Origin of the sequence: Hephaestia mangrovi, assembly GCF_019880555.1 — a bacterium.
GTDB classification, from domain to species: domain Bacteria; phylum Pseudomonadota; class Alphaproteobacteria; order Sphingomonadales; family Sphingomonadaceae; genus Sphingomonas; species Sphingomonas mangrovi.
In genome coordinates this window covers 167,356-181,904 of the sequence record NZ_JAINVU010000003.1, presented here as the reverse complement: position 1 = coordinate 181,904, position 14,549 = coordinate 167,356, and the positions used below count along the sequence as shown (strand labels likewise).

The window sequence follows — 14,549 nt, the reverse complement described above, 5'->3', positions numbered from 1 at the left end:
AAGGGGAGAGGCGATGGCATCCGACCAGCAGCGCGTGGCTCTTTCGACCGGGGTCGAACTCGACGTCGTCACCGCGGGCGATCCGGCCAATCCGCCGATCATCCTGCTCCACGGCTTTCCCGAATCGCATCGCACCTGGCGGCACCAGATCCCGGCACTGGCCGATGACCATTTCGTCATTGCGCCCGATCAGCGCGGCTATGCGCGGTCGTCCAAGCCCGAGGGCGTGGAGAATTACACCCCGGACAAGCTGGTTGCCGACATCATGGCGCTGGCCGATCATTTCGGGATCGGACGCTTCACGCTGGTCGGCCATGATTGGGGCGGCGCGATCGCGTGGATGGCGGCGCTCAACCGGCCCGATCGGGTGGCGCGGCTGATCATCGTCAACGCGCCGCATCCCTTCATCTTCCAGAAGACGATGTTCGACGACCCCGCCCAGCGCGAGGCGAGCCAGTATATCCGCGCCTTCCGCAATCCCGATCTCGAAAAGCATATCGAGACGATCGGGCTTTCCGCCTTTTTCGACGGCAGCTTCATGAAGCACACCGATTTCGAGAAGGTGCGCGAGGAAAAACCGATCTATCTCGAGCAATGGGGCCAGCCCGGCGCGATGACCGCGATGCTCAACTGGTATCGCGCGAGCGCGATCGTCGTCCCCGAAACCGGCGAGGACGCGCCGCGCCCCGCGTTCCTCGATGCGCCATTCCCGCCGATCACGATGCCGACGCTGGTGATCTGGGGGATATGCGATCAGGCGCTGCTGCCGAGCCAGCTCGACGGGCTCGACGCGCTGGTGCCCGATCTCACGCTGGAGAAAGTCGACGCCGGCCATTTCGTGCCATGGGAAGCGCCCGAGGCGGTGACGGCGGCGATGCGCACATGGCTGGCAGGGCATGGCGGCTAGGATAGACTTTGGCGGGATTCAGTCGCGCTGAATCGAGCCGCCTAAATCAGGTCCCCAGGCGCGCCAGCCCGTCGAGAGCGCTTACGGTTTCAAATATTTGTCGAACCAGGCGATCGTGCGCTTTTCGGCATCGGCGCGGTGATCGGGGTCGCGCAGGCCGTGGCCCTCTCCGGGATAGATGACGAGGCTGACGGGCACGTGCATGTCTTTGAGCGCATGCCACCATTCGATCGATTGCGTCGGCGGCACCTCGATGTCGCGCTCGCCGACATAGATGAAGGTCGGGGTATGCGCCTGCTTGGCGTAATTGACCGCCGATACCTTGTTGTAGGCATCGGGATCATCATACATCGTCTTGCCGAAGAACGGCAGCATCCACTGATCGATGCCGTTGGTGCCGTAATAGCTGATCCAGTTGGACAGGCCGGCGGCGGCGACCAGGGCCTTGAAGCGGTTGGTCTGGGTATTGGCGAACATCGCCATGAAGCCGCCATAGCTGCCGCCCATCAGGCCGAGGCGGTTTTCGTCGACCGGCGCCTGTTTCTCGACCGCGGTGATGCCGGCGAGGATGTCGCGCAGGTCGCCGCCGCCGAAATCGCGCTTGTTGGCCTCGACGAACGCCTCGCCCTGGCCATAGCTGCCGCGCGGATTGGGCAGGAAGATATCGTAGCCGGCGTTGATCAGGTCGACATAGGTACCTTCGTCGGCGAAGCGCGGTGTGCTCGCCGCGGCCGGGCCGCCGTGGACGACGGTGATCATCGGCACTTTGGCGCCTGGATCGGACGGCGTGCGCGGCGAGAGCAGCCAGCCCTGGATCTGGTGGCCGTCGTTGGTCCAGTTGACGCTCTCGGCCTTCACCGCGGGGACGATGTCGTCATTGTCATGCGTGATCTGGCGGGGCGCACTAGCGGGGCCGGCGAAGATCGCCGGCGCATGCTCGAAATCCTGCGCGACGGTGGCCATCGTCCGGCCGTCGGCGCTGAACGTAACGCGCGCGTCGCCGGCCGACAGCGTGGCCTGGCGCTTCCACAATGCGGTCTGGGCGCGATCGGCGCCGATCCGCGTTACTTCCATCGTATCGCCCGCCAGCGCCGTCGTGGTGAGGCCGGTCGGCAGCCACAGCAGCGAGGTATTGGTGATCCGGGAACCCGAGGTGATGTCGGTCGGCGTGCCGCCGGTGAAGGGTACGGTGTAGACGTCGCCGCCGACCGAGCCGAAATCGCTCATCAATCCGCCGATATAGGCGACCGTCTTGCCGTCGGGCGATACACGTGGGAAATTGACCTGCGTCGCTGGTTTGGCGATCTGGCGGACGGTGCCGGTCGTCGCGTCGATTGCATCGAGCGTCGCGACCCACCAATTGTCGTCGCCATTGCCCACGGCCGAGGTGACGACGAAGCCTTTGCCGTCGGGCGTCCAGTCATATTCGTAGATATAGCGTCCGGCCGGAGACACCGGCTTGACCGCGTCGGCCGCGACGGTGCCGGCGACGTCGAACACCGCCAGCCGGCGCTCGTCATTATGCTCGCCGATCTCGCCGACCAGCCGCACGCCGGGCTGCGTGGCGCCGGCCTGCTTCTGCGCGCCGAGCGTGACGAGCAGGGCGATGCGCTTGCCATCGGGCGAGAAACGCGGCGTGGACGCGATGCCGGCAATGGTGGCGACAGTGTGGTCGCGGTTGCCGCGCGCGGTCTGCAACGTCAGCGACGTGTCCGACCGGGCGAGGAAAGCGAGCGTCCCGTCCGGGCCGAAGGTGAGGTCCGAATAATCGCAGGCGGCGCATGGGTCGAGCGTCGCCACGACATGGCCGTCAGCAACCGCGCGCTCGACGATCGTGTCATGGCCGCTGCCGGCGTCCTCGATCGTCGCGATGGTCTTGCCGTCCGGCGACACGACGAGAGCATCGTAATCGTGCACCGATGCCGCCAGCGCGGGGGTTGCGGTAGCGGCGAGAAGGGCGGCGATCAGAACGCGCATCAATGAAAATTCCCGGGCAAGAACTGGATGAAGCGTGGCATAGCACAGGCGAAATGCGCCGCAACGGCGACGCAAACGAAACGGGCTCCCGTCGCTTGGGAGACGGGAGCCCGGGCGGCGCGGCGTTCCTCGGAAATCGCCTCCAACCGGCGGCGTGTCTCGCCGGTCAGTGCCGCTTGTCTGGCTTGTATTGCCTTGCCGTCGGGCGAGCGTGCTCGGCGGCATGCGCCCGTACGCCGGGTCTGGCCTCCATTCGCGCATGCGCATGGGGCGTGGCCGCGTGCTGATGCGCTCGCTGCGCCGCTTGCTCGCGAGCATGGGAGGCGGCTCGCGCCCGCATCCGCGCCTGCTGATGCGCTTGCGCTTGTCGGTCGGCGCGACGAGCCTCTGCCTGGGCGCGTGTCGCACGCGCCTTGGCCTCACTGGCCTGTGCCTGCCGCGCTCTCGCTCGCGTTTCGGCGGCCCGACGCGCCTGCGACTGTCTCGCCACGGCTTGCTGGCGGGTATGCGCCGCTGTCCGTTTCGCCTGGTCGGCGTGCGCTGCCGCTTGTTGCCGCGCCTTGGCCGGCGTGTCGGCGTGGGCGCGGGCATGCTTCAGGGCTTGCGCGCGCGCCCGGTGCTCGGCGACGCGCTCCAATGCCTGCTGGTGCGCCCGGGCGTCATGCTGCTGACGGGCGTGGTCGGCGGCCCGGCGGCGGTCGCGCTCAGCCGCTTGCCGAGCCTGGGCCTGCTGCTGCCGGGCATGATCAGCCCGGTCGTGATGCCGCCGTTCAGCACGGTCTTGCGCGTGTTGCTGGCGCGCCGCCTGCTCGCGGCGGGTAAGCTCGGCGCGCCGTTCAGCGTCACGCTGCCGGGCGAGATGTTGCTGGCGCTGCCGCTGCACCGCTTGCTGGCGGCTCGCGGTAAGGCGTGGCGCCTCGGCGTCGTGCCGGGCGTGAGCGCGATCGTAGAGACGCGGCGGTGCGCCACGTTCGCCGGTGCGCCGCCAATCGGCATAATGCGTCGCTGCCTGCTGGCGGATGCGGTGCTCGGCGCGCCAATGCCGCGCCTGCTGCTCGACCGCGCGGCGACGCGCGGCGTCGCGGCGCCAGTCGTTGCGGCGCGCGCGCTCGATCGCCTGGCGACGATCGTCCCATTGGTGCGCGGAAACGCCGCGCCGGTGGTGGTGACGCGAGGCGCTGTAGAGCGCTCGGCCGCGCGCATAATAGCGCGCCGCCGCGATCCGCTCGGCACGCGCCTGTCGCAGCGCGATCAGGCTGCCACCGGCGCCGTACATCGCGACCAGCGAGCCGTCCGAATAGGCATAGCCATAATCGGGATCGCGGACATAATAGGGATAATCGGCGCCGGGAGCGTAATAATAATAGCGATAGCCATCGTCGATCGGCTCGGCGAAGGATTGGTAGCCGTCGCCGCTCTGCCATGCCCAGGGTTCGACGCCATTGTCGTAATCGAAATAATAATCGGGCGGGGCATCGCCGATCGCCTCGTCGAACGCGGCGGCGCGATCGGCATAAGCGTAGTCGGCGCCACCGGCCGGCGTGGCGACCGGGATTGGCTTGGCGGCGGGCAGCGCGCTTGCCGCCGGCGCATCGCTGATCGGAGCGGGAGCGGCATCGGTCATCGGCACCGCGGCGGGCAGCGGCGGCAGCGCCGCGGTATTGGCGAACGCGACGGTGTTGTCGGGCTGCGCGGCCTGGCTCTGCTGCTGGGGATGGCACGCGGCGAGCGTCGCCGCGGCGGCGAGCGCGATTGCCGAACAAGCGCCGATCCTCGATGAGCGCACCATGCGAACCTCCTTCGGCCAAGCGAAAAGTCTTTGACCGTGCAGGCAAACTAGGCGCTGGTCACTGAACTGGCGCTGGATCGGCGGTTCATCACAGGTTGTGGTGGGGCGGCCCGCCGCGACGAGGCTAGATCGCGGCCGCGCAATGCGGCCGTCAGTGCGCGCGACTTCCCTTCGGTGGGGTGCTGTCGCCCGGCTTGTTTGCGGTGTCCGGGCCGAAGAAGCGATCGAGCGCGGCGTTGGCGGCGGCACCGAACACCGCACCGATCTGGCCCGCGACCTGCGCGCCGCGTTCGGTCGGATCGACATCCGGTTTGGCAGGTTCAGCAGCGTGCGCGCGCTTCTTCTGCTGCGCCTTGGCGAGCGCAGTCCCCGCGGCGACCAGCCCGGCCGCGAGCAGCTCCCGCCCGGCCGGCGTATTCGCCGCCTCGATCAGCTTGCCGCCCGACTTGCGCAGCTTCTTCGGGATTTTGACGCCGCCGATCTTCTTGGGCAGCTTGGCATTCTTCTTGGCCATGATCCGGATATACTCCTCATGATGTCACGCGGGGAGAGACAAGCAGGCGAGCGTTCCCTTGCTATCGCGCGTGTCATTGCCGGTTCATCCGCGTGTGCGATAATCGCGAACATTCACTAACAAGTCCATTACCACACCAAAGGAGTCACCATGTCGATCCTTGCCCTCGCCCTTGCGCTTGCGGCCCCGCCGCCGCAGCCGGGTGCGCCGGACATCGCCGGCACTTGGCGCCTGCAGAACGAAAAGGCCCTGGTCCATATCGCCCCGTGCGGCGCCAGCATGTGCGGGAAGATTACCAAGATCCTGAAACCATTGCCGTATCGCAAGAGCCACGATCTCAACAATCCCGATCCCAAGCTGCGCGGCCGGTCGATCATCGGCATCACGATCCTGAGCGGGCTCGATCGCGACGGCGACGAATGGCGGGGCCAGGTTTACGATCCGGTCCATGGCAAGAGCTATCGCTCGGTGGTCTCGCTCGCCGACGACGGCACTCTCGAGGTCAAGGGCTGTGTCGCCTTTCTGTGCAAGACCCAGATTTGGCAGCGCGCCGATTGAGCTGCAGTCGGAAATACAGCTAAGCTGGGACGATGATCGCCCTTTTGCTCGCAGCGCTGGCCGCGCCGTCATCACCGTCGCTCGACGGCCGCTGGGTCAGCCCCTGCCTCGCGATGGGGCAGGGCGGGCGGCACGGCACGATTGTCGCGCTCACTGTCTCGGGCAAGGCGGTGGAGATGACCGGCCAGACCTACGCCCACGCCGATTGCGACGCGCCGACGATCGAGACGCGGCTCACCGGCGCGCTCGGCGATGTCACCGCGCACGAACACGCCGTGACGGCGGTGTTGACCGTGAATGACGTGACGATGAAGCCCGAACTGGCCGATGTCGTAGCGATCTGGAACCAGGGCCGCGCCGCCAAACATTGCGCGTCAAGGGATTGGCGGCTCGACGAGCGCCAGTCGGTGGCTGGCGGCGGCTGCGTGCCGGGGCACCGTTTTCCCGAACGGGGCGCGGCGATCCCCGTGCACGCCACGGTCGATGGCGATCGGCTGACGCTGCCCTATCCGCTACCCGGCGGCGACGGCGCGCCGATTGTGCTCACGCGCGCTCAATAGCGGCTGATCTCGACCGGCAGCTTGCGGTAGCCGTGGACGAAGCAGGCCGAGACACGGGTCGGCTCGCCGGTGACGTTCACCCGCATCCGCCGCTTGGCCATCTCCTCCATCAGCGTCGCGATCTGCAACTCGGCGAGCCGCGCGCCGACGCAGCGATGGATGCCGTGGCCGAACGCCAGGTGACGCCGCGCATTGGGGCGATCGACGACGATATCGTCGGCATCGTCGCCGAACACGCTCTCGTCGCGGTTAGCCGAGATATACCATAATGCCAGCTTGTCGCCTTCGCGGATTTTCTGTCCGTCGAGCTCGTAATCCTGCGTCGCGGTGCGGCGCATGTGCGCCAGCGGGGTCTGCCAGCGGATGATTTCCTGCGTGGCGTTGGCGATCAGCCCCGGATCGGCCTCCAGCTTGGCGCGCGCATCGGGGAACTTGTCGAGACCATAGGCCATCGCCGACATCGAATTGCGCGTCGTATCATTGCCGCCGACGATCAGCAGGATCAGGTTCCCGATGAACTCGAACTGGTCCATGTGCGCCATCGCGTCCGAATGGATCATCATCGAGATAAGGTCGGGCGTCGGCTCCTTGTCGACCTTCTGGTTCCACAGATTCTGGAAATAGGCGCCGCATTCGTACATATGCTGGAGCCGTTGCTTGCGCAGCTCCTCGGTCTTGACCAGCTCGATATCGCCCGCCCAGTCGGACCAGAAAGTCAGCTTGCGGCGATCCTCCCAGGGGAAGTCGAACAGGATCGCCAGCATCTGCGTGGTAAGCTCGATCGAGACGGTATCGACCCAGTCGAATTCCTCGCCCCACGGCAGCGAATCCAGGATTTCCGCCGTGCGCCGGCGGATGTCGTCGGACATGCGCACCATTTCGCTGGGCGTGAAAGCGGGCGCGACGGTGCGGCGCTGGCCGGTATGCACCGGGCGATCGCGGGCGATGAACATCGGCATCCGCACATCGTCCGATCCCTCGATGAAGTCGGCCAGCGTGATGCCGCCGACCTCGGACGAGAAAATCTCGGGCAGCGATTCGATGTGCACGATCGGCTTGTAGGTCGAGATCGACCAATAGGCGCCGTAATCGGACTCGGGGGTGTAATGGATCGGCGATTCCGCCCGCAGCCGTCGGAACGGCTCCTGCCAGGTATCGTCGCGATAGAGTTCGGGCCGGCTGACATCGAGCGGGTCGACCGCCTTGGTATCGAGCGAATCGGTCGCAAGCGTGGCCATCGTGCCTCTCCTTTACGGCACGACACGTCTCATGTTGCTTACATTGATGTCAATAGTTCTTGCGGTCAGCCGTTCGCTATCGCCGCCTTCTTGCGGCGCGGCCCGCCCGACTTGAGCACGCCGCGGCGGAACCAGCGCGCGCCGATCGTGATCATCACGGCCACCCAAAGCGCTTGCCAGGCCAACGCGACGACGTGCCACGTCAGCCCCGGCGTGTTCGCGGCGCGCGCCGCCATCGCGTAGGGGGAACTGAGCGGAAAGACCTGCGAGACGATCGCCAGCCAGCCGCCGGGATGCGCCGCCCCCGCCGAGGCGAGCGCGAACATCCCCACCTGGGTGAAGGTGATCGGCAGCGACAGCATCTGGATCTCGCGGATCGTCGAGGCCTGCGCGCCGATCGACAGGAATACCGATCCGAGCAGCAGATAGGCCATGGTGAAATAGAGGCAGAACAACGCGATGAACATCGGCCAGCCGACCGCCGGCTGCAACTGGTGGATCGCCTGCGCGGCCTCGGGCGGCAGCACATGGCCGATCTGCGCGGCGATCGTTCCCCAGAACAGGATGAACAGCACCGCCGATCCAAACATACCGATCAGCTTGCCGAAGAATACCGATTCGAGCGGCACCGCGGCGGCCAGCACCTCGATCACCTTGTTCGATCGCTCCTCGGCCATCGTTCCTACCGCTTGCCCGGCGAGAAGCAGCGTCAGGAAGAACACCCCGAATACCGCCATGAAGCCGGCGGCATGCTGCCCGCCGATCGTCGAGCTCTTGCGCTGCACTTCGATCTTGACCGGCTCGCTGGCCTCGCGGCCGTCGCGCATTCGCACGGTCGTGTCGGCAAGGGCGGCGAGATAGCTGGCACTGCGCGTCGCGCCGGGGCCATAGAAGATGTGCGGCGCATCGAGCGGCCCCGCGAGCGCGGCATAAACGTCATGATCGCGATCGCCGAGCGCGACGCGCGCTTGCTCCATCGGATCGGCGGCCGGCGCCTCGATATCGAGCGCGGCCGGCGAGCCGTCCTTTGAAAACAATGTGCGCAGCCGCTCGTCGGCCTGTTTGAGCAGCGGCGCGTCGGCAGCATCGGCGATGACCACCAGCCGCTCGCGGTCGGCCGCACCCTCGGCGACCGAGGAGGCGCCCATCCCGCCGATCAGGCTGAACGACGCCATGATCAGCGGCGCCAGCAGGAAAAACAGGAACATCGGCGTCGCCACCGTGGCGATGAAATCGCGCCGCGCGATGGTCAGCGTCTGGCGGATCGCCTTGCGTGAGAGGCTCATGCCGGTTCCTCCGCCAGCGCCCGTTCCAACGCTTCACGGCCAACGATGCGGACGAAGGCATCGTGCAGGCTGGGCCGTTCGATCGACAGGCCGGCGATGCCGTAGCCGGCGTCGATCAGCCGGACCAGCAACGCCTCGATCCCTTCCTCGGGCAGCGTGAAGCGCCAGCCGTCATCGGCGCGCTCGGCGTCGTTCGGCAGCAGCGCCTTGATCCCGCCGTCGTCGTGATGCGGCACGTAATGCGCCTTGAACGGCAGCGTCCCGCGCGCGTCGGCGACGGTGCCTTCGAAGCGGCGCTTGCCCCCGGCGATGATCGCCAGCCGATCGCACAGCCGCTCGGCATGCGCCATGATATGGGTCGAGAAGATCACCGTCGCGCCGCGGTCGCGCTCGGCGCGGATCAGCTTCTCGAGCTTCTCCTGATTGACCGGATCGAGCCCCGAAAACGGCTCGTCGAGCACCAGCAGGTCGGGCCGATGGACGATCGAGCCGAGCAGCTGGACGAGCTGCGCCATGCCCTTGGAAAGCTTCCGGATCTTCTCGTCCGCCGCATGGCCGAGCCCGGCGTCCTCGAGCATCTCGATCGCCCGTGCGCGCCCGGTCTTCCAGTCGAGCCCGCGCAGCGCGCCCATGAAGGCGATCGCCTCCTTCGCCTTCATCGCCGGATAGAGCCCGCGCTCCTCGGGCAGATAGCCGACGCGGTCGCCCACCTCGCGCGGCGCGTCGTTCCCCAGCAGCATGCGGTCACCGTCATCGGGCTCGATGATGCCGAGCATCATCCTGAGCGTCGTCGTCTTGCCCGCGCCATTGGGACCGAGCACGCCGTAGATCATGCCGGCGGGCACCGTCAGGTCGACGCCGTCGACGACGCGGCGGCCCGAAAATTTCTTCACCAGCCCCGTGGCGCTGGCTGCCGGCTCGTTGGCCAAGTGAATTTCCCCCGTGCGATCCGTGGCTGACGTGGTAGCGGGGGAGGGTGGAGCAAGACAAGCCATTGCCGGCACGGATCAAGGCGAAAGCGGCCGAACTCGGCTTCGCTGCCTGCGGCGTCGCGCGCGCGGATGCCGCGCCGCGGGCCGCCGAGCGCTTGCGACAATGGCTGGCGGACGGCGCGCATGGCGAGATGATCTGGATGGAGGCGCGTGCCGATCAGCGCGTTTCGCCGGCCGGGCTGTGGCCAGAGGCGCGCTCGGTGATCGCGCTGGGCATGAGCTACGCGCCGGCGAGCGATCCGCTGGCGCTCGCCGACGTCACCGGTCGCGGGCGCATCTCGGTCTATGCGCAGGGCGCGGATTATCACGATGTCGTCAAGCGCGCGCTGAAGGCGCTGGCGCGCTGGCTGGTGGAGGAGGCAGGCGGCGACCTCAAGGTGTTCGTCGATACCGCGCCGGTCATGGAAAAGCCGCTCGCCGAGGCGGCGGGGCTCGGCTGGCAGGGCAAGCACACCAACCTCGTCTCGCGCGATCACGGCAGCTGGCTGTTCCTCGGCGCGATCTACACGACGCTCGACCTCGCACCCGATGCGCCGGGCAATGACAATTGCGGCTCGTGCGACGCCTGCCAGCGCGCTTGCCCGACCGATGCCTTCCCTGAGCCCTATCGCCTCGATGCGCGGCGCTGCATCTCGTATCTGACGATCGAACATGCCGGGCCCATCCCGCATGAATTCCGCGCCGCGATCGGCAACCGCATCTACGGCTGCGACGATTGCCTCGCGGTCTGCCCGTGGAACAAGTTCGCCGCCGCCGCGCATGCCAACCGCGCCTTCCATCCCCGCGCCGAGCTGACCGCTCCCGCGCTCGCCGATCTGCTCGCGCTCGACGATGCCGGCTTTCGCCAGGTTTTCGCCGGCTCGCCGATCAAGCGGATCAAGCGCGACCGCATGGTTCGCAACGCCGCGATCGCCGCGGGAAACAGTGGCGATCATCGACTGGTCGCGCCGATTGCCGCGCTGCTTGACGATGCGGCGCCGGTCGTGCGCGGCGCGGCGGCCTGGGCCTTGTCGCGACTGGACCGGGCGCGGTTCGAGGCGGAACGCGCGGCGCGGCTGGGCGAGGAGAGCGACCCCGAGGTGCGTGCCGAATGGCGCGATCAGGCGCCGAGCGACGCCAGGTCGCGCTCGACCGAGGTGAGATAGCCGCCGCCGAACAGGCGGACGTGAACGAGCAGCGGCCAGAGCCGATAGACCGGCAAACGCTCGCGCCAGCCGGGCGCAAGGTCGAGCGCGTCGAAGAACGATGGCGGCGGCCGATCGAACAGCGTCAGCATCGCGACATCGACCTCGCGGTCGCCGAGATAGCAGGCGGGATCGATCAGCCCGCTGATCCGGCCGCCCGATACCAGCACGTTGCCGCCCCACAGATCGCCGTGCAGCAAGGCGGGGGGCGGGCGATCGGGCAGATGCTCGTCAAGACGATCCGCCAGCCGTTCGATCCGCCGGCCGATTGCGGGTGGAAGGCGCGCGAGATGGCACCGCAGCCGATGCGCCGCCCAGAAATGCGACCAGTGCGTCTCGCGCCGATTGACGATGGCGACGGGCCCGAAGGCATAATCCTCTTCCCAGCCATAGGGCTGGTCGCGGGGCCGGTGCAGATCGCCCAGCACCGCCGCGAGGTCGTTCCAGGCCGATCCCGACAAGCGGCCGTCGGCGGGCAGGCAGGTCATCAGCAGCAGATCGTTCTCGATCGCGATCACGGCGGGCGCCGGCGCGCCGTTCGCGGCCAGCGCGGCGAGCATCCGCGCTTCGCTGGCCACCGATGGCCCCGATTTGGCGACGATCGTGCGGCCGTCGGCAAGCGTCGCCTGGGCGACGCCGGAGAGATCGCCGCCCGCCATCGGCGTGCGCTCGACGACCGCCGCGCCGGCCAATCGTTCGATGATCGCGTCCGCGCTCACGCCGTCAGGCGAACGACCAGCGCGTGGGCGGCGGCGCTGACATCGGCCCAGGTCGCGGCGAAGCCTTCGGGGCCGCCGTAATAGGGATCGGCGACGCTCTCGCCTTCGCGCCCCGGCACGAGGTCGAGCAACAAGCCGAGCTCGGCCGTCGCCTCGGGCGGCGTCAGGGCATCGAGATCGGCGAGATTGTCGCTGTCGAGCGCGAAGATATGCGTGAACCGGGTAAAATCGTCGCGCGTCACCTGGCGGGCGCGATAGCCGGAAATGTCGATGCCATGTTCGCGCGCCATCGCCTGGGCGCGGCGGTCCGGCGGATCGCCCGCATGCCAGCCGCCGGTGCCCGCCGAGTCGACGATAATTTCGATCGCGGCGCGGTCGGCCGCCTCGCGCAGTGCCGCTTCGGCCAACGGCGAGCGGCAAATATTGCCCAGGCAAACCAGCAGGATCGCGGCGCGCGCCTCGGTCATTTCACCACCGGCAGGTCGATCCGGCTCTGGTCGGGGCCCGAAACCGTCACTGATTGCGTCGCAGTCACATAATCCGCCGGCTTGGCGTCGAAGATGTTGGGCACGTAGGTCTGCGGGTTGCGATCGTAGAGCGGGAACCAGCTCGATTGCACCTGCACCATGATGCGGTGTCCAGGCAGGAAGACGTGGTTCGCATTGGGCAGGGCGAACGAATAGGTTTCGGGCGTGTTGGCCGGGATCGGGTGCGGTTCGGCCAGGCTTTCGCGATAGCGCCCGCGGAAGATGTCCATCGCCACCGCGAGTTCATAGCCACCCATCGCCTCGTCGCCTGGCACGCGATCGGGATAGACGTCGATCAGCTTGACCACCCAATCGGCATCGGTGCCGGTGGTTGCGGCGTTGAGATGGACGACCGGCTGCCCGGCGATCGTCACCGGCTGGGTCAGCACGCCGCTGGTGAAGGTCAGCACGTCGGGCCGCGCCGATACGCCGCGCTGATCGTCGACCAGCCAGCGCCGCCAGGTTGAATTGGTGCCCGAGCGGCTGACCACCGGCCGCACGCGATACGGCACCGGATGCGCCGGATCGGAAATGTAGGATATCGTCGCGTCGCCAGAGGGGTCGGCCGAAAAGCCAAGCGCGCCGCCGGGCTTGAGGTAGAGCGGCGTCTCGGCCTCGTCAGGCACGATCGGCCAGGCCTTGAGCTGCTGCCATTGGTCGGCGCCGGTGCGATAGGCGGTTACGGGCGCGACATCCATCGCATCGCCTTTCAGGTAATGCGCGAGGAACGGCGCCAGCACATGCCAGCGCCACCATTTCGCGGTGTCGCTGCCGAACTTGATCGCGCCCAGCGCGCTGCCGTCGCCGATCTCCTGGCCGTGATACCAGGGGCCGAGCGACAGATAGACCATATCGTTGCCGGCGTCCTTCGGCTCGAGCGCGGCATAGACCGCCATCGCGCCGTAGATATCCTCCTGGTCCCATTGCCCGGCGACGATCATCGTCGGCACCTTGAGCGGCTGGTGTGCGAGGATCTTGTCCATCGCCTGATCCTGCCAGAACGAATCATAGGCCGGGTGCTCGTGGATCTTGCGCCAGAAGCCGACCTGATCGAGGCCGTGCGCTTTGGCGATCGCGCCCGCCGATCCGGCGCGCAGATAGACGTCGTAATCGTCGTAAGCGGTGTCGGTGAAGCCGGCCGAATTGTCGGGCGTCGCTTCCTGCTCCCAGATGTAGGGCAGCATCGTCTCGCGGAAGGCGCCGTTGTGGAACCAGTCGTCGCCGCGCCAGCCGTCGACCATCGGATTCATCGGCACCGCGACCTTGAGTGCGGGGTTGGGATCGATCAGCGGCATCAGCGAGGTGAAGCCATCGTAGGAGATGCCGAGGATGCCGACCTTGCCGTTCGATTCGGGCAGGTTCTTGACCAGCCAGTCGATCGTGTCGGACGTGTCGGTCGAATCGTCGGTCTTGGTCGGGTTCAGCGCCGTTGCGTGGAGCGGCGGGTTCATCATGTAGATGCCTTCCGATCCGTATTTGCCGCGCACGTCCTGCAGCACGCGGATATAGCCGCCCCGCGCGATCACGTCGGCGGCATTGTCGTATCCCTGCAGCGCTTCTTCCATCGATGCGGTTGCCGGGTCGCCCGCCATGCCTTCGGCGTTATAGGGCGTGCGCGTCATCAGGATCGGGGCGTCCTTTGCGCCCTTCGGGATCAGGATCACGGTGTGCAGCTTCACGCCGTCGCGCATCGGGATGTCGACGACGCGGCGGCTGTAATCGAACCCGGCGGTCGGCGTGGTGAGGCTCGTCGGCCGCTCGTCATATTGCTGTTGAGCGATCGCCGGCTGGGCGATGACGATCGCGGCCAGGGCGGTGGCCGCCCACCAGGCTTTGTGCATGCGCGTCGGTCCCCTTTGCGGCCATGATCGGCCGGGGGCAGCATGCCGCGTGCCGGGGCCGCAAGCAACAAGGGCCCGCGCTTCACGGATGAAGCGCGGGCCCTCGTCTAACCGGACAGCAAAACGGCGCTTCAGCCCGCGCGCGTGCCCGTCATCGGGAAGCTGCCGAAGGCGCCGGCGCCGACGGTACCGGTGAGCGTATCACCGTCGATCGTCGCTTCGCACTCGAGCGTCATCGGCATCGGCACCGTCATGTTCATCTTCCAGCTGATCGTGTTGCCGGCGACCTTGCCGTCGACGACATCGGCTGATCCCATCGCGCCCGAATTGGTGCCGGTGAAGCTGTCGCCGTCACTCTTCACGGTGAGGGTCGATTTCTGGTCACCGAGCGGAGACTTGGTGACGCATTCCCAGGTGCCATCGACATCGGCCATTCGAGTCTCTCCTTACTTTACGT

14 protein-coding genes are annotated in these 14,549 nt (G+C 67.3%); 4 read left to right on the top strand and 10 right to left on the bottom strand.

Annotated elements, in window-relative coordinates:
• Positions 1–13: 13 nt before the first annotated feature.
• Positions 14–907 carry an alpha/beta fold hydrolase gene (locus K7G81_RS08215; protein ID WP_223030294.1) on the top strand — a complete coding sequence of 298 codons (894 nt, stop codon included), beginning with the start codon at positions 14–16 and terminating at the stop codon, positions 905–907.
• A gap of 81 nt (positions 908–988) precedes the next feature.
• Here K7G81_RS08215 and K7G81_RS08210 read toward each other — a convergent pair whose 3' ends face one another.
• From K7G81_RS08210 to K7G81_RS08200, 3 genes are all read right to left on the bottom strand, one after another.
• Positions 989–2,884, bottom strand: a complete 1,896-nt coding sequence (locus K7G81_RS08210; protein WP_223030293.1) for a S9 family peptidase — start codon at positions 2,882–2,884, stop codon at positions 989–991.
• Positions 2,885–3,050: 166 nt separating this feature from the next.
• Complete coding sequence (locus tag K7G81_RS08205) at positions 3,051–4,673, bottom strand: coiled-coil domain-containing protein (RefSeq protein ID WP_223030292.1); 1,623 nt, start codon at positions 4,671–4,673, stop codon at positions 3,051–3,053.
• Positions 4,674–4,824: 151 nt separating this feature from the next.
• The gene (locus tag K7G81_RS08200) at positions 4,825–5,187 is read right to left on the bottom strand and encodes a hypothetical protein (RefSeq protein WP_223030291.1); all 363 of its coding nucleotides are present in this window, start codon (positions 5,185–5,187) and stop codon (positions 4,825–4,827) included.
• Between the two features lie 150 nt (positions 5,188–5,337).
• Between K7G81_RS08200 and K7G81_RS08195 the strand changes: the two genes are divergently transcribed.
• Positions 5,338–5,745, top strand: coding sequence for a DUF2147 domain-containing protein (locus K7G81_RS08195; RefSeq protein ID WP_223030290.1), 408 nt, complete (start codon positions 5,338–5,340; stop codon positions 5,743–5,745).
• A 32-nt stretch (positions 5,746–5,777) separates the two neighbouring features.
• Positions 5,778–6,305, top strand: coding sequence for a hypothetical protein (locus tag K7G81_RS08190; RefSeq protein WP_223030289.1), 528 nt, complete (start codon positions 5,778–5,780; stop codon positions 6,303–6,305).
• Here the strand turns inward: K7G81_RS08190 and K7G81_RS08185 are convergent.
• The 3 genes from K7G81_RS08185 to K7G81_RS08175 all read right to left on the bottom strand — a co-directional run bounded on the left by K7G81_RS08185 (position 6,299) and on the right by K7G81_RS08175 (position 9,758).
• Complete coding sequence (locus K7G81_RS08185; protein ID WP_223030288.1) at positions 6,299–7,543, bottom strand: cytochrome P450; 1,245 nt, start codon at positions 7,541–7,543, stop codon at positions 6,299–6,301. The genes K7G81_RS08190 and K7G81_RS08185 overlap by 7 nt on opposite strands.
• Before the next feature lie 65 nt (positions 7,544–7,608).
• Complete coding sequence (locus tag K7G81_RS08180; RefSeq protein WP_223030287.1) at positions 7,609–8,829, bottom strand: ABC transporter permease; 1,221 nt, start codon at positions 8,827–8,829, stop codon at positions 7,609–7,611.
• Positions 8,826–9,758, bottom strand: coding sequence for an ABC transporter ATP-binding protein (locus tag K7G81_RS08175; RefSeq protein WP_255586791.1), 933 nt, complete (start codon positions 9,756–9,758; stop codon positions 8,826–8,828). The genes K7G81_RS08180 and K7G81_RS08175 overlap by 4 nt, the downstream gene beginning before the upstream one ends.
• A 47-nt stretch (positions 9,759–9,805) precedes the next feature.
• Here K7G81_RS08175 and queG point away from each other — a divergent pair, with 47 nt between their 5' ends.
• The gene (gene queG, locus K7G81_RS08170; protein ID WP_223030285.1) at positions 9,806–10,966 is read left to right on the top strand and encodes a tRNA epoxyqueuosine(34) reductase QueG; all 1,161 of its coding nucleotides are present in this window, start codon (positions 9,806–9,808) and stop codon (positions 10,964–10,966) included.
• Here queG and K7G81_RS08165 read toward each other — a convergent pair.
• From K7G81_RS08165 to K7G81_RS08150, 4 genes are all read right to left on the bottom strand, one after another.
• On the bottom strand, positions 10,921–11,724 hold the full coding sequence (locus K7G81_RS08165; RefSeq protein ID WP_369412062.1) for a fructosamine kinase family protein: 804 nt from the start codon (positions 11,722–11,724) through the stop codon (positions 10,921–10,923). The genes queG and K7G81_RS08165 overlap by 46 nt on opposite strands.
• Entirely contained in the window at positions 11,721–12,191 is a 471-nt protein-coding gene (locus tag K7G81_RS08160) for a low molecular weight protein-tyrosine-phosphatase (protein WP_223030284.1), read from the bottom strand. Before K7G81_RS08160 ends, K7G81_RS08165 begins: the two co-directional genes overlap by 4 nt.
• Positions 12,188–14,092 (bottom strand): CocE/NonD family hydrolase, encoded by a 1,905-nt coding sequence (locus K7G81_RS08155; protein WP_223030283.1) that lies wholly within the window; start codon positions 14,090–14,092, stop codon positions 12,188–12,190. The genes K7G81_RS08160 and K7G81_RS08155 overlap by 4 nt, the downstream gene beginning before the upstream one ends.
• 131 nt (positions 14,093–14,223) lie before the next feature.
• Complete coding sequence (locus tag K7G81_RS08150) at positions 14,224–14,526, bottom strand: hypothetical protein (RefSeq protein ID WP_223030282.1); 303 nt, start codon at positions 14,524–14,526, stop codon at positions 14,224–14,226.
• Positions 14,527–14,549 lie beyond the last annotated feature (23 nt).